This window comes from Brevundimonas sp. Leaf280 (assembly GCF_001422455.1).
Taxonomy (GTDB): Bacteria; Pseudomonadota; Alphaproteobacteria; order Caulobacterales; family Caulobacteraceae; genus Brevundimonas.
This window is the reverse complement of sequence record NZ_LMNC01000008.1, coordinates 26,981-50,887: the sequence shown is the minus strand read 5'-3', so window position 1 is coordinate 50,887 and position 23,907 is coordinate 26,981. Positions and strand designations below refer to the sequence as shown.

Sequence of the window (23,907 nt, the reverse complement as noted above, 5' to 3'; positions counted from 1 at the left end):
CTCCGCGCCCTGTCGAATGTCCGCATGAGCCTCGCCCGAAACACCCTGGTGCAGTCGACCCTGACGCTGGGCAGTCGAATTCTCGGCTTCGTGCGCGACATGGCGCTGGCGGCGCGCTTCGGCCAGGGGCCGATGATGGACGCCTTCACCACGGCGTTGATGCTGCCCAACATGTTCCGCCGCCTGTTCGCCGAGGGCGCCTTCGCCCAAGCCTTCGTGCCGGTCTATGGCGGGGTTCGGGCGCGCGAGGGCGAGGAAGCGGCCGCCGTCACGGCGTCCGAGGCGCTCAGCTTCATGCTGGCCGTGGTCGCGGGCTTCTGCATCCTGCTGCAGGTCGTGATGCCCTGGATCATGCCGTGGCTGCTGTCGGCGTATCAGGGTCAGCCCGAGGTGCTGCGCGCCGCCGTGATCGCAACCCAACTGGCCATGCCCTACCTGGCCTGTATGACCGTGGCCTCGCTGCTGTCGGGCGTGTTGAACACCGGGGGTCGGTTCGCCCTGTCGGCGGCCGTGCCGGTGTTTCTGAACCTGTGCACCCTGGCCGCCCTGATGCCGCCGCTGATCCTGCCGATCCCGCAGGAGACGGTGCTGCTGATGGTGACGGCGGCGGTGACGGTGTCTGGGCTTATCCAGGCCGGCCTCTTGTGGTGGGGCGTGCGGCGTCTGGGCGTGCGGCTCAAGATCGGCCTGCCGCGCATCACGCCGAATGTGCGTCACACCCTGGCGCTCGCTGTGCCCGGCGCCCTGGCGGGCGGGGCGCTGCAGATCAACTCTCTGGTGTCGCAGTTCCTGACCGGGTCGGACGAGGGCGCGCGTTCGGTGCTGTATAACGCCGACCGGCTGTATCAACTGCCGCTGGGCCTGGTGGGGGTCGCCATCGGCCTGGCCCTGGTGCCGCGCCTGACCAAGGCCTTCGTCGACGGCGATCACGAGGGCGGGCAGAACACGCTGGACGACGGCATCAACCTGGCCATGGCCTTCACCCTGCCGGCGGCCGTGGCCCTGTTTGTCATTCCCTTCTTCATCATCGACGCGACGGTGACGCGGGGCGCCTTCACCTCGGCCGACGCCGCCCGCACCGCCGACGTTTTGCGTCAGTTCGCCTGGGGCGTGCCGGCCTTCGTCCTGGCCAAGGTTCTGACCCCGCCCTTCTTCGCGCGCCAGGACACGCGCCGTCCGATGATCTTCGCCGTGGCCAGCGTGGTCATCACCGTCATCCTGGGCTCGGCCCTGTTCTTCTGGTTCCGCCGTCAGGGCTGGGACGGAGTGCTGGGCCTGGCCATCGCCACCAGCACCTCGGCCTGGGTGAATGTCGCCCTGCTGGGCGGGGTCCTGATCCGCGAGAACAGCTGGCGGCCGTCGCCGGCCTTTTTGTCGCGCATCGCCCGCGTGATCGCCGCCAGCGCCATGATGGCCGCCCTGCTGTTCGCCGCCGACGTCTTCTATCCGCAGCTTAGCCGCCTGTTCCTGGCCAAGGAGATCGCCGTCCTGGTGGTCTGCGGCGCCGGGGCCGGGCTTTACGGCTTCTGCCTGCTGGCGTTCCGGGCCGTCACGATCTCGGAACTGAAGGCCACGCTGAAGCGCGAGCCCGGCGGCGGCGCGGCCTCCGGTCTGGACTGACAGGCGGCGAACCGATAAGCGCGAGGCCATGACGACCTCGGGCCTGATCCATGACCTGCGATGGCGCGGCTGAGCCGCCGCCTGCCTCGCCACGCCTGCCTTTCGACCTTCCGAGACCCGATCCCATGACCGACCAAACCCCCGCCGTTGCGACATATGACGGCCCGCGCCGCATCCTGTCCGGCATCCAGGCCTCAGGCGCGCTGCACCTGGGCAACTACCTCGGCGCCTTGAAGCGGTTCGTGGAACTGCAAGACCAGGGCGCGCCGGTCTATGTCTTCGTCGCCGACATGCACGCCATCACCGTGTGGCAGGATCCCGCCAAACTGACCGCCCAGACGCGCGAGATCGCCGCCGCCTATCTGGCCTCGGGCCTGGATCCGGAAAAGGCGATCATCTTCCCGCAGTCGGCCGTGCGCGCCCATGCGGAACTGGCCTGGATCTTCAACTGCGTCGCCCGCCTCGGCTGGCTCGACCGGATGACCCAGTTCAAGGAGAAGTCGGGCAAGCACAAGGAACGCTCCTCGGTCGGCCTCTACACCTATCCCGTGCTCCAGGCGGCCGACATCCTGCTGTACAAGGCCACCGAAGTGCCGGTCGGAGAGGACCAGAAGCAGCATCTGGAGCTGACCCGCGACATCGCCGCCAAGTTCAACAACGACTTCGGCGTTCCCGGCTTCTTCCCCGTGCCTGAGCCGATCATCCAGGGACCGGCGACCCGCGTCATGTCCCTGCGCGACGGGGCGGCCAAAATGTCCAAGTCGGATCCGTCCGACAACAGCCGCATCAACCTGACCGACGACGCCGACACGATCGCCTCCAAGATCAAGAAGGCCAAGACCGATCCCGAGCCGTTGCCGGAAACGCTGGAGGGCCTGAACGAACGGCCCGAGGCCAAGAATCTGGTCGCCATCTATGCGGCGTTGGCGGGCCTGACCCGCGAACAGGTGATCGCACAGTTTGGCGGCCAGGGTTTTGGCGCCTTCAAGCCGGCGCTGGCGGACCTGGCAGTGTCGTCGCTGGCGCCCGTGACGGCCGAGATGCGCCGTCTGATGGACGATCCGGCCGAGATCGACCGCGTGCTGAAGGCCGGCGCCGAACGCGCCGCCGATGTCGCCGATCCCGTGGTGGACGAGGTCAAGACAATCGTCGGCTTCTGGAGGGCGTAATGAGCGTCTATGAAGCCAAGGTCGTCTGGAACCGCGGCGAGCAGCCCTTCCAAGACAAGCGCTACAGCCGTGCCCATTCCTGGAGCTTCGACGGCGGGGCGGTGGTGCCGGGGTCGTCGGCGCCCTCCAGCGTGCCCGTGCCGATGTCCGATCCGGCCGGCGTCGATCCGGAAGAGGCGATGGTCGCCTCTCTGTCCAGCTGTCACATGCTGTGGTTCCTTGCCTTCGCCGCCAACGCCGGCCTGGTGGTCGACACCTATGTCGACGAGGCGTCAGGCAAGATGGGCAAGGACGATAACGGCAAGCGCTACCTCGCCGAGGTGACGCTGCGCCCCTTCACCAGCTTCACCGGCCGCGAACCCGATCAGGCCGAGATCGACGCCCTGCATCATCAGGCGCACGACCATTGCGAAATGGCCCATTCGGTCCGCGCGACCATCACGGTCGAGGCGACGATCGGCTAGGCGGCTCAGCCGTGTGGGACGGCGTCGGTCAGGAAGGCGCCGAAGCGGCGCAGGGCCTCGGTCGTCAGTTCCGGGTCGTGGCGCATGGGGCCGTTGTTGGTCGGTTCGTCGAAGGCGTGAGTGCCCCCGGCGATCCAGCTTTCGACCTCGGAGCCGCAGTTGCGGATCATGGCGTTGACCTGTTCGGCGTTGCGCACAGTGGTCAGGTGGTCGCGCTTGCACGTGACGGCCAGGACGCGCGGGCAATGCCGCCAGGGCTTTAACCGGTTGAAGGCGAACGGGCCGATGTAGGGATAGGCCAGCCAAACCGCCTTGACGCCGGACAGGTCGGCCTCGGCGGGATCGATCACGCCAAAGGCGCCGGGCGTCGGCGCGCCGCTCATCATCTCCATGATCGACCAGCCGCCGTGGCTCCAGCCGGCCAAGGCCAGCTTCGTCGCGTCGACATCGGGGCGGGCCGAAACGCCCTGGATCGCCGCCAGGACGTCGCCCACCCGCTCATAGCCCCGGAACGACAGGCCGGTGCAGACCGCCGCCAGGGTAAAGGCCCGGCCCCAGCCGCGCGGGCCGTAGGAATCGACGATGAAGGCGCGCCAGCCCGCCGCCTTGGCGACCTCGGCATAGCGGGGCAGGTGATCGCGCAGCCCCCCGCAGCCATGGAACAGCAGCACCGCTGGCCGGGGCCGGTCGTCGTCGGGGCCTACGACGGTGATGTGGGGTTTGAGGCGGGCCCAGCGGCGCTTCAGGTCGTCCATTCCCGAGTTACGCCGCAGCTTGCCGTCGAAAGCCAGTCCAAAAATCAGGCGCTCAACCGGCGCAGCGCAGCGTAAGGTTCAGCCGGCCGCCGCCGGGAATCAGGCGCGACGATCCGGCCAGCACGCGGTCGACGCCGTGACGGGCCAGGCGGGCGGGTCCGGTCAGGGCGCAGACGTCGCCGCTGTTCAGCCTCAGCGTCGTGGTGCGTCCGCCGTCCGCCTCGCCGATGCGGAACGTCGCCGCGTCTCCCAAGGACACCGACAGGACAGGCGCGCCGAGATCGGCCTCGTCCTTGTCCTGGTGCAGGCCCATCTTCGCCGCATCGCGATACAGATTTACCAGACAGGCGTCCGGCGGCGTGGGCCAGCCGACCGTGGCGTCCCACAGGTCAAGCAGCACAGTCGGGATCGCGGGCCAGGGTCGCACGGTCTCGGGATGGGTCGACTGGTAGCGATAGCCGCCCCGGTCGGAGACCCAGCCCAGCGGCCCGAAGTTGCTCATCTGAACTGAGAAAGGCCGACCGCCCGGCGTGGTCGGCCGATAGAGGGGCGCATCATTCAGCCGGTCGAACACCTCGCTGACCAGATCAGCCTGCGCCGCTGCATCGAGCGCCCCCGGCCAGAGCCGGAAGCCCTCGACGGCGGTCTTCACCTCAACGGGTGTAGGTGTATTCGCTGACCTCACAGACATTGATGCGCGACCGCGTCAGCTCCTGACCGTTGGTGAACTCGGCCTTGAAGTCATAGATGCAGGCGCCCGAGCCGTCATCGATGTTGATGCGCACATCCTGCCCGCTTTCCAGAACGTCCGAACCCAGGATGTCCTCTTCCCAGTCGTCGCTGCGCGAATCCGACGCGTAGAAACGCAACATGGTCCAGCCGGTGCGGTTCTTGATGGTGACGTGCCGATCATAGCCGTCCTTCGACTGCACCATCGGCGTCGCAGCAGGCGGCGCGGCGGCCGCTGCGGAGCCGACAAGAATGGCTGCGGCGACGACGGCCTTGAGCGTAGTCTTGATCATTGTTTCCTCTCCCTTCCTCGATCGCGTTCCTCAGAGCGCGATGCAAAATCTTATGCGCCGTAATCGCCGCGCCTGCATCTTCGAATTTCGGCGTTCTTCGAAAGCGTTGAATCGCATAACGCCCTTGCGGGCGGGGGGGATTTTCCCATATCGGGGCCAGCTTCGGAGAAACCCCGCGAAACTTGGGGCTATCCAGCCTGATCCACGCCAACCCAACCGGGGGCGGTCACGCGCGGCGCTTCGTCGAAGGCCGCCGCATCGCCCGCCGAACCAGAGAGACTGAAGAACACATGGCCAAGATTATCGGCATCGACCTGGGCACCACCAATTCGTGCGTCGCCGTCATGGACGGCAAGACGCCGAAGGTGATCGAAAACGCCGAGGGCAACCGCACGACCCCATCGGTCGTGGCGATCCAGGACGGCGCGGAAGTGCTGGTGGGCCAACCCGCCAAGCGCCAGGCCGTCACCAATCCGTCCAACACCTTCTTCGCGATCAAGCGCCTGATCGGCCGCAACTTCGATGATCCCGTCGTCGCCAAGGACAAAGGCATGGTGCCCTATGAGATCGTCAAGGGCCCGAACGGCGACGCCTGGGTGCGCGCCTTCGGCAAGGACTATTCCCCGCAGCAGATTTCGGCCTTCACCCTGACCAAGATGAAGGAAGCGGCCGAGGCCTATCTGGGCGACAAGGTCACCCAGGCCGTGATCACCGTGCCGGCCTACTTCAACGACAGCCAGCGTCAGGCGACCAAGGATGCCGGCAAGATCGCCGGCCTGGAAGTGCTGCGCATCATCAACGAGCCGACCGCGGCGGCCCTGGCCTATGGTCTGGAAAAGAACGACGGCCAGAAGATCGCCGTCTATGACCTGGGCGGCGGCACCTTCGACGTCTCGATCCTGGAGATCGGCGACGGCGTGTTCGAGGTGAAGTCGACCAACGGCGATACCTTCCTGGGCGGCGAAGACTTCGACCTGCGTCTGGTCGACTACCTGGCCGACGAGTTCAAGAAGGAGCAGTCGGTCGATCTGCGCCAGGACAAGCTGGCCCTGCAGCGCCTGAAGGAAGAGGCCGAAAAGGCCAAGAAGGAGCTGTCGACCACGACCCAGTACGAGGTCAACCTGCCGTTCATCACCATGAACGCCTCGGGTCCGCTGCACCTGAACATCAAGCTGACGCGCGCCAAGCTGGAAAGCCTGGTCGAGGATCTGGTCCAGCGCACGATCGAGCCGTGCAAGAAGGCCCTGGCCGACGCCGGCCTGAAGGCTTCGGACATCGACGAAGTGGTTCTGGTCGGCGGCATGACCCGCATGCCCAAGGTCGTGGAAGCCGTGAAGGCCTTCTTCGGCAAGGAGCCGCACAAGGGCGTGAACCCTGACGAAGTCGTGGCCCTGGGCGCCGCCGTTCAGGCCGGCGTTCTGCAAGGCGACGTCAAGGACGTGCTGCTGCTGGACGTGACGCCGCTGACCCTGGGCATCGAAACCCTGGGCGGCGTGTTCACGCCCCTGATCGAGCGCAACACGACGATTCCGACCAAGAAGAGCCAGACCTTCTCGACCGCCGACGACAACCAGTCGGCCGTGACGATCCGGGTCTTCCAGGGCGAGCGTCCGATGGCGTCGGACAACAAGATGCTGGGCCAGTTCGACCTGATGGGCATTCCGCCCGCACCGCGCGGCATGCCGCAGATCGAGGTCGCCTTCGACATCGACGCCAACGGCATCGTCAACGTCTCGGCCAAGGACAAGGCGACCAACAAGGAGCAGTCGATCCGCATCCAGGCGAACGGCGGCCTGTCGGACGCCGACATCGACAAGATGGTCAAGGAAGCCGAAGCCAACGCCGCGACCGACAAGGCCAAGAAGGATCTGGTCGAGGCGCAGAACGCCGCCGACAGCCTGATCCACTCGACCGAAAAGGCCCTGGCCGAGCACGGCGACAAGGTCGGTGCGGACGAGAAGACGGCCATCGAGACCGGCCTGGCCGAGCTGAAGACCGCGCGCGAAGGCACGGACCCGGAAGACATCCGCGCCAAGACCAACACCCTGGTCCAGGCCTCGATGAAGCTGGGTGAGGCCATGTACGCCCAGCAGCAGGGCGACGCCGCCGCCGAAGGCCAGCCGGCCGACGACGGCGTGGTCGACGCCGAGTTCGAGGAAGTGTCGGACACGGACGGCGACGACAAGAAGAGCGCCTGATCCGTCACAGGTCGCTGAAATGATACGGCCCCGCTTGTCTTGCGATAGGCGGGGCCTTTTCATGAAACTTGCATCATTGGTCCCGGACCCCATGTCAGCCGGGACATCGATTTCGACCAACGCTCGATAAGAGGCGAGGCGAAAGCGAACGGGGAAGTATGAGGACGAACGCCCGATGGCGCGTGATTATTACGAAGTTCTGGGTGTCGAACGCACGATCGACGCCCCCGGCCTGAAAGCCGCCTACCGCAAGCTGGCCATGATCCACCACCCGGACCGCAACGGCGGGTCGGAAGAGTCGATGGCCAAGTTCAAGGAGCTGTCCGAGGCCTATACGGTGCTGTCGGATGACAACAAGCGCGCGGCCTATGACCGTTACGGCCATGCGGGCGTGAACGGCGGCGGGGGCGGCAATCCCTTTGGCCAGGGCGGCCAGGGTTTCTCGGACATCAACGACATCTTCTCCCAGGTCTTTGGCGATGCGTTCGGCGACGCGTTCGGCGGACGCCAGGGCCGGGGTCAGCAGGGCGGACCGCGCCGGGGCTCAGACCTGCGCTACGATCTGGAGATCACCCTGGAGCAGGCCTACAAGGGCGAGGACGTCGAGATCGACATCCCCTCGACCATGACCTGCGACACCTGCGAGGGGTCGGGCGCCAAGCCGGGCACGAAGCCCGTCACCTGCACCACCTGCCAGGGCGCCGGTCGCGTGCGCCAAGCGAACGGCTTCTTCCAGGTCGAGCGCACCTGCCCCCGTTGCCACGGCCAGGGTCAGATGATCGCCGATCCCTGCACCACCTGCCACGGGCACGGCCAGGTGCGCAAAACCCGCACCCTGAACCTGAAAATCCCCGCCGGCGTGGACGACGGTTCGCGCATCCGTCTATCGGGCGAGGGCGATGCGGGCCAGCGCGGCGGACCGCGCGGCGATCTATACGTCTTCATCTCGGTCACGCCGCACGACCTGTTCGAGCGCGACAACCTGGACCTGCTGGTCACCGTACCGGTGCCGATGACAGTGGCGGCCCTGGGCGGCGAGATCGACGCCCCCTGCCTGGTCTCCACGGCCTGTGACGGCAAGTGCAAGGCCTCCGTCGCCGTGCCGGCCGGCGCCCAGACCGGCAAGACCGTGCGCATCAAGGGCAAGGGCATGCCCCATCTGAACGGCCGCAATCGAGGCGATCTGGTCGTCGAACTGTTCGTCGAGACGCCCACCGATCTGACCGCGCGCCAGCGTGAGTTGCTGGAAGAGCTTGCCCTGTCGTTCGGGGAGGGGCAGAACCCCAGGAATTCCAGCTTTGCCGGAAAGGCGAAGCGTTTCTGGGCCGACATCCTGGGCAGTCAGGACGCGGACGGGTCGAAAGAGAACGCGGTTTGAGCGCAATCTTCCACGCCGGCATTTCCGGCTATCGCGGCCGGATGGGGCGTGCGGTCTCTCAGGTTCTGGACGCCCGCGAGGACGTGGTGGTCGCCGCCCGCTTCGATTGGGGCGAAACCGCCGACCTGTCGTTGTGCGACGTGATCATCGACTTCTCGACCCCGGCCGCCTCGGTGGCTCTTGCCCAGAGTGCAGCCGAGCGCGGCGGCCCGGCTCTGGTGATCGGTTCGACCGGCTTCACGGACGAGCAGGAGGGCGATCTGATGAAGGCCGCCGAGAAGGTCGCCATCGTCAAGAGCGGCAACTTCTCCCTGGGCGTGAACATCCTGATCGGCCTGGTCCAGCACGCCGCCCAACGTCTGGACGCCCAGGATTGGGACATCGAGATCACCGAGGCCCACCACCGCCGGAAAGTGGATTCACCGTCGGGCACGGCCCTGATGCTGGGCGAAGCCGCCGCCGAGGGCCGGTTCGCGGATCTGGATGACCTGCGCTCCAAACCCTACGACGGGGTCCAGGGCGAGCGCGAGAGCGGCAAGATCGGTTTCTCCTCTATCCGCGCCGGCGGCATCATCGGCGAGCACACGGTGCTGTTCGCATCGGAAGACGAGGTGCTGACCCTCAGTCATTCGGCGATCGATCGGTCGCTGTTCGCAAAGGGCGCTGTCGCCGCCGCCGCCTGGGTGCGGACGCGAGGGCCCGGTCTCTATGACATGCAGGACGTGCTGGGCTTCCGGCAGGCTTGAGCCTGGGGCGCTGCGCGCCGCGCTATGTTCGCGACGCGGTCGCTCACGACTTGAGCGCTAAAAAGAGACTAAGCCGCGTCTTCCTGCGCCGGCAGGCCGTAGGCGTCCCACAGTGATCGGTCCTTCAGCGCCTTGGCGAGGAAGGCGACGTGGGCGGCCTGTTCCTCAGGCGTGGAGCGCGGCGCCAGAGGGCGGGGGCGCTGGCCGTAGGCGGCGGCTTCGATGACGCCGCCGGGGCCACGACCGACCGGCGCGGACGACAGGTCCAGCACCCGCTCCTTGCCGCCGCGAAGCTCCAGATAGACCTCGGCCAGCAGACGGGCGTCGATCAGGGCGCCGTGCAGCGTCCGCTCGACCAGCGACACCTTGTAGCGTTTGCACAGGGCGTCCAGCGAGTTGGGCATGCCCGGAAACCGCGTCTGGGCCAGTTTCAGCGTATCGATCCAGCGCGCCTCGCCGGTGATCGGCCGGCCGCACCGCGCATATTCGAAGTCGATGAAGTTGCGGTCGAAGGCGGCGTTGTGGGCGATCATCTGTGCATCGCCGATAAATTCGATCAGGTCGTCGGCGATCTCGGCGAACTTGGGCGCATCCTTGACCTTTTCGTCGGTGATGCCGTGAACCCGGATGGCGTCGGGCGGGATCAGCCGCTCGGGATTGACGAAGCGGTGGAAGGTGCGGCCGGTCGGCAGCAGATCCTGAATCTCGATACAGCCGACCTCGATCAGTCGATCACCCGTCTTGGGATCGAAGCCGGTGGTCTCGGTATCCAGAACGATTTCGCGCGCCATGTCCCCTTAATGGCGGCATTCGCCTCAGTGCGAAAGGCCAGCCGCGCTGCGCCGGGGAGATATCCACGACGGGTCCAGGACGGTGGTGACAATCGCCTCCACATCCGCCCGCGCGGCATCGAGGCCCCGGCCGGTGTCGATCACGAAATCCGCGCGCGCACGCTTTTCGGCGTCCGGCATCTGGCGCGCGAGGATGGCGTCGAACCGTTCGCGCGTCATGCCGGGACGGGCCAGGACACGCTCGGCCTGGATCGCAGGATCGGCGGTGACGACGACCACGGCGTCAACCGCCGCATCGCCCCCGGTCTCGAACAGCAGGGGGATGTCGAGGACCGCCAACCGGGTTCCCGCAGCGCGCGCCGCCTCAAGATCCGCCGCCCGCCCCTCGGCGACCAGAGGATGGACGATGGCTTCCAGCCGGCGAAAGGCGGTCTCGTCGCGACCCAGGGCCTCGGCCAGCCGCGTGCGGTTCACGGCGCCGTCCTCCACCACGCCGGGAAAGGCCTCGCCCACTGGCTCGACCGCTGCGCCGCCAAGGGCATAGAGGCGATGCACCGCGTCGTCGGCGTTCCAGACGACGGCCCCTAGATCGGCGAACATGGCCGTCGTCGTGGACTTGCCCATGCCGATGGAGCCGGTGAGACCGAGCAGGATCATGGCGTCTCGCCCAGATGGCTCATTAGCAGGATGCGCAGGTCCAGCGGCGGCGGCGGGCGACGAAACAGGGCCTGAAACGATGGCGCCGCCTGGCCGATCAGCATGGCCAGACCATCCACCGTCGGCAATCCGCGCGCACGCGCCGCCGTCAGGAAGGGAGTGGCCAACGGCTTGTAGGTCATGTCCATCATCACCGTGCCCGGCGCGATCCGGTCGAAATCGATCTGCGGCGGGACGCTGAGCGCATTGACGACCAGGACCGCGCCGTCAAACGCCTCCGCCGCCGCCATGACCCTCACCGACGGCCCCAGATCGGCGGCCAGGGCCTGGGCCCGTTCCAGCGACCGATTGACAATGCGGACCTCGGCCCCCGCCTCGACCAGGGCGCCCGACCCAGCGCGCGCCGCACCGCCGGCGCCCAGCATGACCACCGGTCGGCCGGCGACGTCCAGATCCGGCGCCTGTTCCTTCAGCCCCCGCATCAGTCCGACGCCGTCGGAGCTGTCGGCCAGCACACGCCCGGCTTCGAACGTGAGGATGTTGGCCGAGGATGTCAGCCGCGCCGCCGGCGTCGCCGTGTCGGCCAGGGCGAAGGCCTGCTCCTTGAAAGGCGCGGTGACGTTCAGGCCCATGATCAGGCCCGCGCGCCCGGCCGCGACCAAGGCCTCGAAACCGGCTGCATCGGCGGGGGCGAAGGGGACATAGGCGCCGTCGATGTCGCCCGCCGCCAGCCAGGCATTGTGGATCACCGGACTGAGCGAATGGGCCACCGGATTGCCGGCGATCCCGGCGACTATTGCGGCGCCGGTAATGCGATGGACGCTCATGCCGCGATCACTCCCGCCCGCCGCAGTTCGGCCAGCACAGGCCACAGGGGCAGGCCCAGGACGGTGAAATAGTCGCCGTCCACGGCCTCGAACAGCTGAGACCCCAGGCCCTCCAGCCGGTAGGAGCCAACGCAGGACAGCAGGTCCTCGCCTTCCGCCGCCAGATAGGCGTCGAGGAAGGCGTCCGAGAAATCCCGCATTCGCATCTCGACCGTATCGACGCCGGACCAGACGATCTGACCCTTGGTCGCCAGGGCGGCGCCGGAATGCAGCTGGTGCGACTTGCCGCGCATGGCTTTCAGCCGCTCGCGCGCCGCATCTAGCGATTTCGCCTTGGACACCAGGCCGCCATCGAAGGCCAGGGTCTGGTCCGAGCCCAGCACCCAGGCGGTTTCGTCATCGCGCGACACGGCCAAGGCTTTGGCCTCCGCCAGGCGCACCGCCAGGGCCGCCGCATCCAGATCGCCGGACACGGCCTTGATCGCGTCTTCGTCCACATTGGCGACCCGCACCTCGAAGGCGACGCCAGCGTTTTCCAGCATGGCGCGACGGGCGGCGCTCTTGGACGCGAGAATGAGGGTCTCATTCATCTACCAGGTCGTCCCGATCTTGTGGTTGCGATGCTCGCTGAGCAGGTTGGTGATCGCCGCCGCCGTTTCCTCGACCGAGCGGCGGGTTACGTCGATGGTCGGCCAGCCGCGCCGTTCGAAGGCCCGTCGCGCCTTGATGGTCTCGTCGCGGACGGCGTCCTGATCCGTGTAGTTGGACGACTGGTTGGCGTTCAGATTGTCGATCCGATTGCGACGGATCTGCACCAGCCGGTCGGGCGAAACCGTCAGGCCGATCACCAGCGGCTTCTTCAGCTTCGTCAGCCGCTCACCATCTTCCTGACCTGGCACCAGGGGCACGTTCGCGGCCCGGATGCCGCGATGGGCCAGATAGATGCAGGTCGGGGTCTTGGATGTCCGGCTGACCCCGCACAGCACCACGTCCGCGCCCTCCAGCTGGTCCAGCGAGCCCTGGCCGTCGTCATAGGCCATGGCGTAATCTAGCGCCGCGATCCGGTTGAAATAGTCGTGGTCCAAGGCGTGTTGGGCCCCGACGCGCGTGGACAGGGCGGCGCCGAGATAGCGCGACATGGCCCCCACCAGGGGATCCAGCGCCCCGATCTGGGGCATGTCCAGACGGCGGCAGCCTTCTTCCAGCTGCTCGCGCAGATCGCGGTCGACCAGGGTGTGGAGAACGACGCCCGGCGCGGACTCCACCTCCTGCAACACCCGCTCCATCTGCTTCTCTGACCGAACAAGCGAATAGATGTGCTCGATCGGAATGACGCCGTCGAAGCGCGCGGTCACCGCCTTGGCCATGGCGTTCAAGGTCTCACCGGTGGAGTCCGACACCAGGTGAACGTGGAAATAGGTGGCCAGACGGGCCGGTCCCGAGGGTCTCGCAGGGCTCATGAGACTGTCTGTCTCCCTGTTGAAAGTTGGGGGACGGCGTTGGACCGTCGGGGCGCCGTTTTTCTTAGCCGCTGATCGATCCGCCCGCGAGCGGGGATGATGGTGGATCGCATCGGTCGTCCGCCGCCGGATCATCCCAAGGCGGAAAACCGAATTTCCAACCGCTGTGGAAAATCCTAATGAAAGGTTAACGGCGCTTAACCGCGTTCACAGCCGCAAGTCCCCACAAACCCTTGCCCGTTAAGGTTTCGTTAGGGATTGTCCACCGGCGGGATCAGCCGTTTCGACATCCCCGTTAACGACACGCCAGGCGTGGATATCCGCTTTTGTTCCGCCGCCTCCGATCGAGTCATCCCCGCCATTCCACCGCCCTACCTGCCACTTCGAATCTTTTAATTCTTAATCTGATTAGGGATTGAGAGCGGGGGGCTGTGACCTTAATCCTCCGGGATGACCGATCAGACCCAGACTGCCGATCCGACACCCTTGGTGCTCCGGGCTCTCCGCGGGGAGACGTTGGAGCGTCCGCCGGTGTGGTTCATGCGCCAGGCCGGTCGGTATCTGCCGGAATATCGCAAGCTGAGGGCCGAGGCGCCCGACTTCATCGCCTTCTGTCTGAACCCCGAAATGGCCGCCGAGGCGACGCTTCAGCCCATGCGCCGGTTCGGCTTCGATGCGGCGATCGTCTTCGCCGACATCCTGCTGATCCCGCGCGCCTTGGGCCAGGACGTCTGGTTCGAGACGGGGGAGGGGCCCCGCCTGGGCGAAATGCCGATCCCGGGTCGGATGGCCGAACTGGCCCCGGCGGCGGGCGAGCATCTGTCGGCGGTAGGTGAGACCCTGTCGATCGTGCGCGCGGCCCTGGAGCCGGAACGGGCCCTGATCGGCTTCGCCGGCGCGCCCTGGACCGTGGCGACCTATATGCTGGACGGCCAGGCGCGCAGCATCGGCAAGGGCGAGCGCGCCCAGGCCCGCACCAATGCCTATGCTGATCCCGAGCGCGTCGATGAGACGCTGGAGGTTCTGGTCGAGGCCACCGCCCGATATCTGAAGATGCAGGCGGACGCCGGAGCCCAGGTTCTGAAGATCTTCGAGAGCTGGGCCGAGGGCTTGCCGGACGACCTGTTCGAAAGACTGGTCCTGAAGCCCCACCAGGCGCTGGTGAAGCGCACGCGGGAGCTGGGGGTCACCTTACCCCTCATCGGCTTCCCACGGGGCTCTGCAGCGCTCGCAGAGCGGTATGCCGAGGCGGTCGAGGTTGACGCCGTCGCCTTGGACACCGCCTGCCCGCTCGAGGTCGGCAAACGCGTGCAGCAGATCAAGCCGATCCAAGGGGCGCTCGACCCGCTGTTGCTGCGCGCCGGCGGCGATCTGCTGGACCGACGCGTCGATCAACTGATGGAGGCCTGGGGGCAGGGGCCTTGGCTGTTCAACCTCGGCCACGGCATCCTGCCGGACGTGCCGATCGACCATGTCGAGCAGGTTCTGAGACGGATCGGCGCCCAATGAGCGATGCGAACCCCGGCCGCCGCATTGCGGTGGTGCTGTTCAATCTGGGCGGGCCGGACGATCAGGCTTCGGTCAAGCCGTTCCTGTTCAACCTGTTCAACGATCCGGCCATCATCGGCCTTCCGGGGATTTTGCGTTCGCCTCTGGCCAAGCTGATCTCCAACCGGCGCGAGACCAGCGCCCAGGCCAACTACGCCCTGATGGGCGGGGGATCCCCGCTGCTGCCCGAAACCCGTCGCCAAGCCGAGGCGCTGGAGGCGGTGCTTGGCGCGCGGCTGGGCGGCGATGACGTCAAGGTCTTCATCGCCATGCGCTACTGGCACCCGTTGACCGAAGAGACGGCGGCCGAGGTCGCCGCGTTCGGACCCGACGAGGTCGTCCTGCTGCCGCTCTATCCGCAGTTTTCGACCACGACGACGGAATCCTCGTTGAAGGCTTGGAACGCCGCCTATGCTGGTCCCGGCGTCAGCCGCGCCGTCTGCTGCTATCCGGCCGCGACAGGCTGGGTCGAGGCCCAGGCCCAGGCGATCGGCGAGAAGCTGGACGAGGCGGTGGGTCAGCCGGTGCGGGTGCTGTTCTCCGCCCACGGCATCCCCGAGAAGCTGGTGACCGGCAAGGGCGATCCCTATCAGGAGCAGATCGAGACGACGGTCGCCGCCGTGGTCGCCGCCATCGAGGCCCAGCGCGGACCGATCGACCACGCTATCTGTTACCAAAGCCGGGTCGGGCCGATGAAATGGCTGGGCCCGTCCACGCCTGAAGCCATTGAAACCGCCGCCAAAGACGGCGTCGGGGTCGTCGTCACGCCTATCGCCTTTGTCTCGGAGCATATCGAGACCCTGGTCGAGCTGGATATCGAATACGGCGAACTGGCCCATGAAAAAGGGGCCAGTCCGTATTTGCGGGCGCCGGCGGTCGGGATCGAGCCGCTTTTCATTGACGCCTTGGCCGACGCAGCCGTGAGCGCATTGTCGCACAAGGGCGTCGCGCCGTTCGGCCAGGGGTGCAAGGCGGACTGGAAGGCCTGTCCGCATCGCAAGGGAAGGCAGGCGGCATGAACACCTATGATCTCGCACGCGGGCTGCACATTCTGGCGGTGATCGCCTGGATGGCGGGGCTGCTGTTCCTGCCCCGGCTCTATGCCTATGACGCCGAACAGAACGCCAAGCCCGAACCGCTGAAAAGCGAGATGCAGACGCTGTTGCGCCTGTGGCAAACGCGGCTGCTGCGCATCATCCTGAACCCGGCGATGATCCTGGCCTGGGTCTTCGGTCTGTGGCTCATCCACATCGACGTCTCGGCGCGCGGCGCCGCCTTCCTGGGCGAGCCGTGGATGGTCGCCAAGCTGGCTGGTGTCGTCCTGCTCAGCGGCTGGCACGGCTTCCTGGCGGCCCAAAGAAAGAAGATCGCCGCCGGCACGTCGAAATATTCAGGCAAGTTCTGGCGCATGACGAATGAGGTTCCGTTCGTCCTGGCCATCATCATGGTGCTGTCGGTGACGACGGAGTGGACGTTCCGATAAGCGGCTCCGCTTGACCTGACCCGCCGCCTGTGGTTCCGCTGGCGGCGAACCGTTCGGCGTCCTGCGCCGGCGGTCCCTCTCTTTCGTGACGCCTGCAGGCCTTGGAGCCAGCGGGAGCCCGTCGCACCTCCCTTCGGCCTACCGGCCAGACATTTTCAGAGACCCGCGCCGCAGCCGTCTGGCCGTGTGCGCCCGCGAGCCTGCATCATGACCGACGTCCGCGACACCAATCCCGACACCCCCGAGAACGAAGGCGTGGAGGTTGAAGCCCCCACCCATCACGGCGCTGCGCATGAAGCGGGCGAGGCGGCGGGCGCCGATTCTGGCGTGGACACGACGGCGGATGACGAAGAGGACGGCGAGCCCGTCGTCGCCAACGGACGCATCACGCTCGCCGAGCTGAACGAGAAGACCCCGGCCGACCTGGTCGCCTTCGCTGAACAGCTGGAGGTCGAGAACGCCTCGAACCTGCGCAAACAGGATTTGCTGTTCGCCATCCTGAAGGCCCTCGCCGACGAAGAAGTCGAGATCATTGCGGACGGCGTGCTGGAAATCCTGCCGGACGGGTTCGGCTTCCTGCGCAGCTCGGACGCCAACTATCTGCCGGGTCCGGACGACGTCTATGTCTCGCCGTCGCAGATCCGCCGCTTCGGCCTGCGCTCGGGCGACACCGTCCACGGCGCCGTGCGGGCGCCGCGCGAGGGCGAGCGTTACTTCGCCCTGCTCAAGGTCGACACGATCAATCTGGAAGACCCAGAGGCGGTCAAGACTAAGGTCCTGTTCGACAACCTGACGCCGCTCTATCCCGAAGAGCGTCTGCACATGGAAATTCAGGATCCGACGCTGAAGGATCGCTCGGGTCGGGTCATCGATATCGTCGCGCCGCTCGGCAAGGGCCAACGCTGCCTGATCGTGGCGCCGCCGCGCGTCGGTAAGACGGTGATGTTGCAGAACATCGCCAAGTCGATCGAACGGAACCACCCGGAGGTCTTCCTGATCGTCCTGTTGATCGACGAACGCCCCGAAGAAGTGACGGACATGCAGCGCACGGTGAAGGGCGAGGTTGTCGCCTCGACCTTCGACGAGCCCGCCACCCGCCACGTCGCCGTCGCCGAAATGGTGATCGAAAAGGCCAAGCGTTTGGTCGAACACAAAAAGGATGTGGTGATCCTGCTGGACTCCATCACGCGTCTGGGCCGGGCCTACAACGCCACCGTCCCCTCGTCGGGCAAGGTGCTGACCGGCGGCGTCGACGCCAACGCTCTGCAACGGCCCAAGCGCTTCTTCGGCGCCGCGCGTAACGTGGAGCAGGGCGGTTCGCTTACCATCATCGCCACGGCCTTGATCGACACGGGCAGCCGCATGGACGAGGTCATCTTCGAAGAGTTCAAGGGCACCGGCAACTCGGAAATCGTGCTGGACCGCAAGGTCGCAGACAAGCGCATCTTCCCCGCCATCGACGTGCTGAAGTCCGGCACCCGCAAGGAGGACCTGATCACGCCGAAGGATCAGTTGGCCAAGACTTATGTCCTGCGCCGCATCCTGAATCCAATGGGTCCGCAGGACGCGATCGAGTTCCTGCTCGACAAGCTGCGTCAGTCCAAGAACAACTCGGACTTCTTCCAGTCGATGAACACGTAATCTGTCTTCGGACGTTTCACGTGAAACAGGAAGCCATGCGATGAAGGTCAATGTTGAAGTCGATTGCACGCCGGCGGAGGCGCGCGCCTTTCTCGGCCTGCCGGACGTAACGCCGCTGAACGAGGCCATGGTCGCGGAGATGCAGAAGCGGATGGAGGCTAATGTCGCCGCGATGCAGCCCGAGGAACTGATGAAGACCTGGACCAGCTTCGGCCTCCAGGCTCAGGACCAGTTCCGACGCCTGATGGAAGCGGCGGTAAAGTGAGCATCCGCCCACTCCGGAGCCGCTTGGTCTGAGTTGATGATCGACACCATCTTCGCCTTGGCGACGCCGCCCGGCCGAGGCGCCATTGCGGTTGTCCGTCTGTCGGGCCCCGGCGTCGAGGCCGCGTTGACGGCGCTGGGCGCAACCCGCTTGAAGCCGCGCATGGCCTCGGTGCGTGACCTCAGCCATGCCGGCGATCACATCGATCAAGCCTTGGTGCTGCGTTTTGTGGCGCCAAACAGCTACACGGGTGAGGACGCCGCCGAATTACATCTGCATGGCGGTCGCGCGGTCGTTGAGGCCGCCAGCCGCGCCTTGATCGAATTGGACTTGCGCCCGGCGGATCCTGGAGAGTTCACGCGCCGCGCCTTTCAGAATGGCCGCATGGATCTGGCGCAAGCCGAGGCGGTCGCCGATCTGATAGACGCGGAGACCAGCGCCCAGGCCAAGCAGGCCTTGGGTCAGTTGGACGGCAAGCTCAGCGAGACCTATGCCGGTTTCCGCCGTGATCTTCTTCACGCCTTGGCTCTGGTCGAGGCCGAGATTGATTTTCCGGATGAAGAGGTGCCGGATAATCTGGCTCGCACGGCAGCGCCGGTGTTGGACCGACTTGGCGCCGACCTGCGACGCGCGGTCGATACCGGGCGGCGTGGCGAACGGGTTAGGGACGGTTACCGCATCGTCCTGGTCGGAGAGACGAACGCCGGGAAGTCGTCGCTGTTCAATGCTCTCGTTGCGCGTGAGGCGGCCATCGTCACGTCGATCGCCGGCACCACGCGGGATGTGCTGGACGCCGATCTGATAATCGGCGGCTATGCCGTGACATTGTCGGATACGGCCGGCTTGAGAGACAGCGACGACCCGGTCGAGGCCGAGGGCGTGCGCCGCGCCCGGATGCGCGCCGAGCAAGCCGACTTACGTCTTTGGGTTCGCGCGCCTGACGACCCGGACGGGGTGGCTGCGGCTTACGTCAAGGATGGCGATCTGATCGTGGCGACCAAGTCCGACCTAGGCGCCGGCTTAGGCGAAGGCGAGTATGAGACTTTGGCGGTGAGCACCGTGACCGGCGCCGGCCTGGCCGAGCTTCGGGACTGGATTGCTGCCCGTCTTGCCCAGGATCTATCAGGCGCCGACTTCCCCGCCGTGACTCAGGAACGGCATCGGCTGCGTTTGCTTGAGGCGTTGGAAAGCGTGGATGCGGCGCGGGCTGCACTGAATGTGGCGCCGGAAATGGCTGGCGACGATCTGAGACGGGCTGCCGACGCTATGGCGCGCGTGACAGGTGCGATCGGTGTTGAGGACATTCTGGGCGAAGTCTTTTCGACCTTCTGCATCGGAAAGTAGGTCTAGCCATACCGGTGTTTCACGTGAAACGGAGGGCCATCTTAGTCTGACGGGCTTGGCCTGCCTCTGGCGGTCAAACCCGTTTTGCCCTATGTGGCGGCGATGATTTCTCCCTTAGATTTCGTGTTCGACGTCGTTGTCATCGGCGGCGGCCACGCCGGCTGTGAAGCGGCGGCGGCCTCCGCGCGGGCGGGTGCCCGCACCGTCTTGCTGACCCAGAAGCTGGAGACGATCGGCGAGATGTCGTGCAACCCAGCTATCGGGGGGCTGGGGAAGGGGCATCTGGTTCGAGAGATCGACGCCATGGACGGCGTGATGGGGCGGCTGGCCGATGTGTCCGGCATCCAATTCCGCCTCCTGAACCGGTCCAAGGGCGCCGCTGTTCGGGGCCCGCGCAGCCAGATCGACCGCCGCCTCTATCGCGAGGCCATGCAGGCCGAACTGAAGGGGACGCCCAACCTGACCCTGATGGCGGGGACGGCCGAGCGGCTTGTCCTCGAAGGCGACCGTGTGGTCGGCGTCGTGACCGGCGCGGGAGAGACGGTTCGCGCTGGGGCAGTCGTCCTGACGACCGGCACCTTCCTGAACGGCGTCATCCATCGCGGCGATGAACGCATCCCGGCGGGGCGGCATGGTGAGGAGCCCTCGACCGGTCTGGCCGCCGATCTTCATGCGGCCGACCTGATGATGGGGCGTTTGAAGACGGGCACGCCCGCACGCCTGGACGGGCGGACCATTGACTGGGATCGTCTGGAAATGCAGCAGGCGGATGAGGCGCCGTCGGCCTTTTCCTTCCTGACTGACCGTATAGACGTGCCCCAGATCGCCTGTGGCGTGACGCACACGACAGAGGAGACCCATCGGATCATCGCAGAGAATCTCGGCGAGAGCGCCGTCTATGGCGGCAAGCTGTCGGGCCGGGGGCCGCGCTATTGTCCGTCGATCGAGGACAAGGTCGTTCGGTTCGCCGACAAGACGAGCCATCAGATTTTCCTGGAGCCGGAAGGGCTGGACGATCCCACGGTCTATCCAAATGGGATTTCGACCTCGGTATCGGAGCCGACGCAGCTCGCCTTCCTGCGAACTATCCCGGGATTGGAAGCGGTCGAGGTGTTTCGATACGGCTACGCCATCGAATACGACTATGTCGACCCGCGCGAGCTGACGGCGGCGCTGGAGGTGAAGAAGCGTCCCGGACTGTATTTGGCCGGACAGATCAACGGGACGACCGGTTATGAGGAGGCCGCGGCGCAGGGGCTGATGGCGGGGCTGAACGCCGCGCGTTCAGCGGCCGGCCAGGAGCCGGTGATCCTGGGGCGTGATCAGGCCTATATCGGCGTCATGATCGACGATCTGGTGACACGCGGTGTCACCGAACCGTACCGGATGTTCACCAGCCGGGCGGAATATCGGCTGACGCTGCGAGCCGACAATGCCGACCTTCGGCTCACACCCCTTGCAATCGAGCTGGGTATCGTTGGTGACGAGCGGCGCATTCGTTTTGAAGGCAAGGCCTCGGCGCTTGCGGCAGCGAGTGCTGTTTCACGTGAAACACTGTTCACCCCCAACCAAGCCAGCGCACTCGGCATATCTGTAAATGCTGATGGTCGTCGACGGTCGATGCGCGAACTGTTGGCCTTCCCCGATGTGACTTTGGATCAATTCCTCTTGGCAGTGCCCGTCATTGCCGATTGGACCAATGAAGTCCGCGAGCAGGTCCAGATCGACGCGGCCTATGCCAACTATTTGGATCGCCAATCGCAGGATGCGGACGCTCTGAAGGTGGAGGAGGGGCTGATGCTTCCGACCGATCTCGACTACGGCGCCGTCGGCGGTCTGTCGAACGAGGTGAAGGAGAAGTTGGCTCGCGTGCAACCTCGGACCCTGGGCCAGGCTGGCCGGATCGAGGGCATGACGCCCGGCGCTTTGACGGCGCTGCTGGCCTATGTGAAGCGCGCGCCCAAGGCATCGGTCGCGGCCTGATGTTGGAGGCTGAACAAGAGGCGTTCCGTGCACGCGCCAATGCGTCAGCGGAACAGATCGCCGACCTCGAAGCCTTTCGACTGCGATTGGTCGAGGCCAATGCGGTGATGAATCTAGTCGGCCCGGACAGTCTGCCAGACTTCTGGAACCGCCATGTCTGGGACAGTGCGCAACTGCTTGATCTGGCGCCGGACGCGAAGACCTGGGCGGATCTGGGGGCAGGGGCCGGCTTTCCCGGGCTAGTGCTTTCCACCATGCTGAAGGGGCGGGATGGGGCCCATGTCTGGCTGATCGATAGCCTGGCCAAGCGCTGCCGATTCCTTCAGGAGGTTGTGAATGCATTGTCATTGCCGGCGACGGTCATCGTCGGTCGGGCTGAGGCGCAGACTGTGACGTGTGACATCGTCACCGCCCGAGCCGTCGCGCCAATGGAGAAACTGCTGGGTTATGCACAGCCCTACTTCCAAAGGGGTGCACAAGGTCTGTTCCTGAAGGGGGAGCGTGCCGAATCCGAGTTGATCGAAGCGCGCAAATCCTGGCATTTCGAGGCTGAACTGGCCCCGTCGCAAAGCGACGTGCGCGGCCGCATCGTGACAATCCGGAGCCTCCGCCGTGCCCGCTCAACGCGCTAGAAAGCCCGCCCGCGTCCTCGCCGTGTCCAACCAGAAGGGCGGGGTCGGCAAGACGACAACGGCGATTAACCTGGGCACTGCCCTGGCCGCCATTGGTGAGCGGGTGCTGATCGTGGATATGGACCCGCAGGGAAATGCCTCGACGGGCCTGGGTGTTCCACGTGAAACACGACGCGTCACCATCTATGACGTCGTCGTTGATCAGCGCTCCATCGCCGATGCCTCGGTCCAGACGACGGTCCCGGGTCTGTGGATCGTGCCCGCCGACGCCGATATGTCGGGCGTTGAGATCGAACTCAGCCAAGCGGATCGCCGGTCTTATCGGCTGCGCGATGCCCTGCGGGCACATGACGACGGCCCTACCGCGTATGACTATGTGCTGATCGACTGTCCGCCGTCGCTGAACCTGCTGACGCTGAATGCGATGGCGGCTGCGGACGCGGTGCTGGTGCCGCTACAATGCGAGTTCTTCGCCTTGGAAGGCCTGAGCCAGCTGATGCGCACCATCGACATGGTCAAGCACAGCCTCAACCCGTCGTTGGAAATCCAGGGCCTGGTCCTGACGATGTTCGATCGTCGCAGCGCCTTGTCGGGCCAAGTGGCGAACGACGTCCGCGCCCACTTCGGCGACAAGGTCTATGAGAGCGTGATCCCGCGCAACGTCCGAGTCGCGGAGGCGCCGTCGTTCGGCAAGCCCGCGCTGATCTATGATCTGAAGTGCGCGGGCAGCCAGGCCTATCTGCGGCTGGCCAAGGAAGTGGTGAAGCGCGAACGCCAGCGCCTGAAGCTGGCCGCCTGAGTTTATTAGAAACGGAACAGTATCTTGGCTGAACGACAAAGAGGTCTGGGCCGCGGCCTGTCGGCGTTGATGGGACAGGACGCCGAGGCGCCGGTCGCATCCGACGCGCCCGTGCCCGCCGGTGTGCAACGCGTACCGATCGAAAGCCTGAAGCCGAATCCGGACCAACCCCGCAAGACCTTCCGCCAAGAGGATCTGGAGGAGCTCACCGCCTCGATCCGCGACAAGGGTGTGCTGCAGCCGATCCTCGTGCGGACTCAACCCGGTGAGGACGGCGTCTGGCAGATCATCGCCGGCGAACGCCGCTGGCGCGCCTCACAGGCGGCGCGCTTGACCGAAGTGCCGATCGTGGTCCACGAGATGGACGATGTGGAGGTGTTCGAAGTCGCGATCGTCGAAAACGTCCAGCGCGCGGACCTGAATCCTCTGGAGGAGGCCGAGGCATACCGCGTTCTGATGGAGCGCTTCGGGCGGACGCAGGATGCGGTGGCGGGCGTGGTCGGCAAGAGCCGCAGCCATGTGGCCAACACCATGCGCCTGCTGCAACTGCCCGAGCGGGTGCTGTTCTATGTGCGCGAAGGCAAACTGTCCGCGGGTCACGCCCGGGCCCTGATCAATACGCCCGATCCGGGTCAGTTGGCGGACATCGCCTTCGTGGATGGTCTCAGCGTCCGTGAGACAGAGGCCCTGGCGCGCCGTGCGGTCGAGGGGCCGAAGCCGACGAAGACCAAGTCGGCGTCGGCGGCCGTCGGCGGGGAAGGGGCGGCCGATGTCGCCGCCCTGCAGCAGGATCTGGCCGATGCGCTGGGCCTGAAGGTCCAGTTGTCGGACAAGGGCGGCAAGGGCGAGCTGACGATCGGCTACGGCTCGCTGGAGCAGCTCGACGACCTGTGCCGCCGTTTGATGCGCGGCTGACCGCTAGCCTGTGCTAGGGTGTCGATATGACTGAAGACACGACACCCACCGCCGCCGACAAGCTGAAACAGGCGCTCGCCGCCAAGAAGGCCAAGGCGGGTCATGGGTTCAACGCCCAGCCGGGCGCCAAGGCCGAAGAGAAGGCTGTGTCAGCGCGCAACGTCGCCATGGCCCAGCCCGCCTTCCGCAAGGCGTCTAAGCGCGGCTAGG

Annotated in this window: 25 protein-coding genes; 17 read left to right on the top strand and 8 right to left on the bottom strand. The window is 66.0% G+C overall.

Going from position 1 to position 23,907, the window contains the following annotated elements; translation table 11 throughout:
• Positions 1 to 24: 24 nt before the first annotated feature.
• The 3 genes from murJ (at position 25) to ASF31_RS13295 (ending at position 3,253) form a co-directional block, all read left to right on the top strand.
• A complete protein-coding gene (gene murJ / locus ASF31_RS13305) occupies positions 25 to 1,620 on the top strand; it encodes a murein biosynthesis integral membrane protein MurJ (RefSeq protein ID WP_055755089.1) in 1,596 nt (531 codons plus the stop codon).
• 125 nt (positions 1,621 to 1,745) lie between these two features.
• Complete coding sequence (gene trpS / locus ASF31_RS13300) at positions 1,746 to 2,789, top strand: tryptophan--tRNA ligase (RefSeq protein ID WP_055755146.1); 1,044 nt, start codon at positions 1,746 to 1,748, stop codon at positions 2,787 to 2,789.
• Entirely contained in the window at positions 2,789 to 3,253 is a 465-nt protein-coding gene (locus ASF31_RS13295) for an OsmC family protein (RefSeq protein ID WP_055755088.1), read from the top strand. The genes trpS and ASF31_RS13295 overlap by 1 nt, the downstream gene beginning before the upstream one ends.
• A gap of 5 nt (positions 3,254 to 3,258) precedes the next feature.
• Here ASF31_RS13295 and ASF31_RS13290 read toward each other — a convergent pair whose 3' ends face one another.
• From ASF31_RS13290 to ASF31_RS13280, 3 genes are read right to left on the bottom strand one after another with little or no spacing between them, the layout of a single operon-like run.
• Positions 3,259 to 4,008 (bottom strand): dienelactone hydrolase family protein, encoded by a 750-nt coding sequence (locus tag ASF31_RS13290; protein ID WP_055755087.1) that lies wholly within the window; start codon positions 4,006 to 4,008, stop codon positions 3,259 to 3,261.
• A 52-nt stretch (positions 4,009 to 4,060) separates the two neighbouring features.
• Positions 4,061 to 4,699 carry an alpha-ketoglutarate-dependent dioxygenase AlkB gene (locus ASF31_RS13285; RefSeq protein ID WP_055755086.1) on the bottom strand — a complete coding sequence of 213 codons (639 nt, stop codon included), beginning with the start codon at positions 4,697 to 4,699 and terminating at the stop codon, positions 4,061 to 4,063.
• Positions 4,662 to 5,030, bottom strand: a complete 369-nt coding sequence (locus tag ASF31_RS13280; RefSeq protein WP_055755085.1) for a hypothetical protein — start codon at positions 5,028 to 5,030, stop codon at positions 4,662 to 4,664. The genes ASF31_RS13285 and ASF31_RS13280 overlap by 38 nt, the downstream gene beginning before the upstream one ends.
• 257 nt (positions 5,031 to 5,287) lie before the next feature.
• On the opposite strand from ASF31_RS13280, the gene dnaK reads away from it, so the two are divergent.
• The 3 genes from dnaK to dapB all read left to right on the top strand — a co-directional run bounded on the left by dnaK (position 5,288) and on the right by dapB (position 9,352).
• Complete coding sequence (dnaK, locus tag ASF31_RS13275) at positions 5,288 to 7,228, top strand: molecular chaperone DnaK (RefSeq protein WP_255353582.1); 1,941 nt, start codon at positions 5,288 to 5,290, stop codon at positions 7,226 to 7,228.
• 175 nt (positions 7,229 to 7,403) lie between these two features.
• Complete coding sequence (dnaJ, locus tag ASF31_RS13270) at positions 7,404 to 8,606, top strand: molecular chaperone DnaJ (RefSeq protein ID WP_055755084.1); 1,203 nt, start codon at positions 7,404 to 7,406, stop codon at positions 8,604 to 8,606.
• Entirely contained in the window at positions 8,603 to 9,352 is a 750-nt protein-coding gene (gene dapB / locus ASF31_RS13265) for a 4-hydroxy-tetrahydrodipicolinate reductase (protein WP_055755083.1), read from the top strand. The genes dnaJ and dapB overlap by 4 nt, the downstream gene beginning before the upstream one ends.
• A 68-nt stretch (positions 9,353 to 9,420) precedes the next feature.
• On the opposite strand, the gene dnaQ is transcribed toward dapB, so the two are convergent.
• From dnaQ to ASF31_RS13240, 5 genes are read right to left on the bottom strand one after another with little or no spacing between them, the layout of a single operon-like run.
• On the bottom strand, positions 9,421 to 10,143 hold the full coding sequence (gene dnaQ, locus ASF31_RS13260; RefSeq protein ID WP_055755082.1) for a DNA polymerase III subunit epsilon: 723 nt from the start codon (positions 10,141 to 10,143) through the stop codon (positions 9,421 to 9,423).
• A gap of 24 nt (positions 10,144 to 10,167) precedes the next feature.
• Positions 10,168 to 10,800, bottom strand: a complete 633-nt coding sequence (coaE, locus tag ASF31_RS13255) for a dephospho-CoA kinase (RefSeq protein ID WP_055755081.1) — start codon at positions 10,798 to 10,800, stop codon at positions 10,168 to 10,170.
• Complete coding sequence (locus tag ASF31_RS13250) at positions 10,797 to 11,627, bottom strand: shikimate dehydrogenase (protein ID WP_055755080.1); 831 nt, start codon at positions 11,625 to 11,627, stop codon at positions 10,797 to 10,799. The genes coaE and ASF31_RS13250 overlap by 4 nt, the downstream gene beginning before the upstream one ends.
• Positions 11,624 to 12,217, bottom strand: a complete 594-nt coding sequence (locus tag ASF31_RS13245; RefSeq protein WP_055755079.1) for a nucleoside triphosphate pyrophosphatase — start codon at positions 12,215 to 12,217, stop codon at positions 11,624 to 11,626. Before ASF31_RS13245 ends, ASF31_RS13250 begins: the two co-directional genes overlap by 4 nt.
• Positions 12,218 to 13,087, bottom strand: coding sequence for a pyruvate, water dikinase regulatory protein (locus ASF31_RS13240; protein ID WP_055755078.1), 870 nt, complete (start codon positions 13,085 to 13,087; stop codon positions 12,218 to 12,220).
• Positions 13,088 to 13,537: 450 nt separating this feature from the next.
• Here ASF31_RS13240 and hemE point away from each other — a divergent pair, with 450 nt between their 5' ends.
• From hemE to ASF31_RS13185, 11 genes are all read left to right on the top strand, one after another.
• Positions 13,538 to 14,596 carry a uroporphyrinogen decarboxylase gene (hemE, locus tag ASF31_RS13235; protein WP_055755077.1) on the top strand — a complete coding sequence of 353 codons (1,059 nt, stop codon included), beginning with the start codon at positions 13,538 to 13,540 and terminating at the stop codon, positions 14,594 to 14,596.
• Positions 14,593 to 15,654, top strand: coding sequence for a ferrochelatase (hemH, locus tag ASF31_RS13230; protein WP_055755076.1), 1,062 nt, complete (start codon positions 14,593 to 14,595; stop codon positions 15,652 to 15,654). Before hemE ends, hemH begins: the two co-directional genes overlap by 4 nt.
• Positions 15,651 to 16,118, top strand: coding sequence for a CopD family protein (locus ASF31_RS13225; protein WP_055755075.1), 468 nt, complete (start codon positions 15,651 to 15,653; stop codon positions 16,116 to 16,118). The genes hemH and ASF31_RS13225 overlap by 4 nt, the downstream gene beginning before the upstream one ends.
• A 207-nt stretch (positions 16,119 to 16,325) precedes the next feature.
• Positions 16,326 to 17,759 carry a transcription termination factor Rho gene (gene rho / locus ASF31_RS13220; protein ID WP_055755074.1) on the top strand — a complete coding sequence of 478 codons (1,434 nt, stop codon included), beginning with the start codon at positions 16,326 to 16,328 and terminating at the stop codon, positions 17,757 to 17,759.
• A gap of 40 nt (positions 17,760 to 17,799) precedes the next feature.
• Entirely contained in the window at positions 17,800 to 18,024 is a 225-nt protein-coding gene (locus ASF31_RS13215) for a DUF6489 family protein (protein WP_055755073.1), read from the top strand.
• Positions 18,025 to 18,060: 36 nt separating this feature from the next.
• Positions 18,061 to 19,368, top strand: coding sequence for a tRNA uridine-5-carboxymethylaminomethyl(34) synthesis GTPase MnmE (mnmE, locus tag ASF31_RS13210; RefSeq protein WP_055755072.1), 1,308 nt, complete (start codon positions 18,061 to 18,063; stop codon positions 19,366 to 19,368).
• 102 nt (positions 19,369 to 19,470) lie between these two features.
• Positions 19,471 to 21,351 carry a tRNA uridine-5-carboxymethylaminomethyl(34) synthesis enzyme MnmG gene (gene mnmG / locus ASF31_RS13205; RefSeq protein WP_055755145.1) on the top strand — a complete coding sequence of 627 codons (1,881 nt, stop codon included), beginning with the start codon at positions 19,471 to 19,473 and terminating at the stop codon, positions 21,349 to 21,351.
• Complete coding sequence (gene rsmG / locus ASF31_RS13200; protein WP_055755071.1) at positions 21,351 to 21,983, top strand: 16S rRNA (guanine(527)-N(7))-methyltransferase RsmG; 633 nt, start codon at positions 21,351 to 21,353, stop codon at positions 21,981 to 21,983. Before mnmG ends, rsmG begins: the two co-directional genes overlap by 1 nt.
• A complete protein-coding gene (locus tag ASF31_RS13195) occupies positions 21,964 to 22,782 on the top strand; it encodes a ParA family protein (RefSeq protein ID WP_039246649.1) in 819 nt (272 codons plus the stop codon). Before rsmG ends, ASF31_RS13195 begins: the two co-directional genes overlap by 20 nt.
• A gap of 24 nt (positions 22,783 to 22,806) precedes the next feature.
• A complete protein-coding gene (locus tag ASF31_RS13190; protein WP_055755070.1) occupies positions 22,807 to 23,697 on the top strand; it encodes a ParB/RepB/Spo0J family partition protein in 891 nt (296 codons plus the stop codon).
• Positions 23,698 to 23,723: 26 nt separating this feature from the next.
• Positions 23,724 to 23,906 (top strand): hypothetical protein, encoded by a 183-nt coding sequence (locus ASF31_RS13185; RefSeq protein WP_055755069.1) that lies wholly within the window; start codon positions 23,724 to 23,726, stop codon positions 23,904 to 23,906.
• The last annotated feature ends 1 nt before the right edge of the window (position 23,907 follow it).

Excerpts from the sequence above, each read along its gene's own strand:
- trpS (WP_055755146.1), top strand. The coding sequence starts at position 1,746 with ATGACCGACCAAACCCCCGCCGTTGCGACATATGACGGCCCGCGCCGC.
- ASF31_RS13225 (WP_055755075.1), top strand. The coding sequence starts at position 15,651 with ATGAACACCTATGATCTCGCACGCGGGCTGCACATTCTGGCGGTGATC.
- dnaQ (WP_055755082.1), bottom strand. The coding sequence starts at position 10,143 with ATGGCGCGCGAAATCGTTCTGGATACCGAGACCACCGGCTTCGATCCC.
- ASF31_RS13250 (WP_055755080.1), bottom strand. The coding sequence starts at position 11,627 with ATGAGCGTCCATCGCATTACCGGCGCCGCAATAGTCGCCGGGATCGCC.
- mnmE (WP_055755072.1), top strand. The coding sequence starts at position 18,061 with ATGATCGACACCATCTTCGCCTTGGCGACGCCGCCCGGCCGAGGCGCC.
- ASF31_RS13240 (WP_055755078.1), bottom strand. The coding sequence starts at position 13,087 with ATGAGCCCTGCGAGACCCTCGGGACCGGCCCGTCTGGCCACCTATTTC.
- ASF31_RS13185 (WP_055755069.1), top strand. The coding sequence starts at position 23,724 with ATGACTGAAGACACGACACCCACCGCCGCCGACAAGCTGAAACAGGCG.
- coaE (WP_055755081.1), bottom strand. The coding sequence starts at position 10,800 with ATGATCCTGCTCGGTCTCACCGGCTCCATCGGCATGGGCAAGTCCACG.
- ASF31_RS13290 (WP_055755087.1), bottom strand. The coding sequence starts at position 4,008 with ATGGACGACCTGAAGCGCCGCTGGGCCCGCCTCAAACCCCACATCACC.
- murJ (WP_055755089.1), top strand. The coding sequence starts at position 25 with ATGAGCCTCGCCCGAAACACCCTGGTGCAGTCGACCCTGACGCTGGGC.
- dnaJ (WP_055755084.1), top strand. The coding sequence starts at position 7,404 with ATGGCGCGTGATTATTACGAAGTTCTGGGTGTCGAACGCACGATCGAC.
- ASF31_RS13295 (WP_055755088.1), top strand. The coding sequence starts at position 2,789 with ATGAGCGTCTATGAAGCCAAGGTCGTCTGGAACCGCGGCGAGCAGCCC.
- ASF31_RS13280 (WP_055755085.1), bottom strand. The coding sequence starts at position 5,030 with ATGATCAAGACTACGCTCAAGGCCGTCGTCGCCGCAGCCATTCTTGTC.
- ASF31_RS13245 (WP_055755079.1), bottom strand. The coding sequence starts at position 12,217 with ATGAATGAGACCCTCATTCTCGCGTCCAAGAGCGCCGCCCGTCGCGCC.
- rho (WP_055755074.1), top strand. The coding sequence starts at position 16,326 with ATGACCGACGTCCGCGACACCAATCCCGACACCCCCGAGAACGAAGGC.
- ASF31_RS13285 (WP_055755086.1), bottom strand. The coding sequence starts at position 4,699 with ATGTCTGTGAGGTCAGCGAATACACCTACACCCGTTGAGGTGAAGACC.
- hemE (WP_055755077.1), top strand. The coding sequence starts at position 13,538 with ATGACCGATCAGACCCAGACTGCCGATCCGACACCCTTGGTGCTCCGG.
- hemH (WP_055755076.1), top strand. The coding sequence starts at position 14,593 with ATGAGCGATGCGAACCCCGGCCGCCGCATTGCGGTGGTGCTGTTCAAT.
- mnmG (WP_055755145.1), top strand. The coding sequence starts at position 19,471 with ATGATTTCTCCCTTAGATTTCGTGTTCGACGTCGTTGTCATCGGCGGC.
- rsmG (WP_055755071.1), top strand. The coding sequence starts at position 21,351 with ATGTTGGAGGCTGAACAAGAGGCGTTCCGTGCACGCGCCAATGCGTCA.
- ASF31_RS13215 (WP_055755073.1), top strand. The coding sequence starts at position 17,800 with ATGAAGGTCAATGTTGAAGTCGATTGCACGCCGGCGGAGGCGCGCGCC.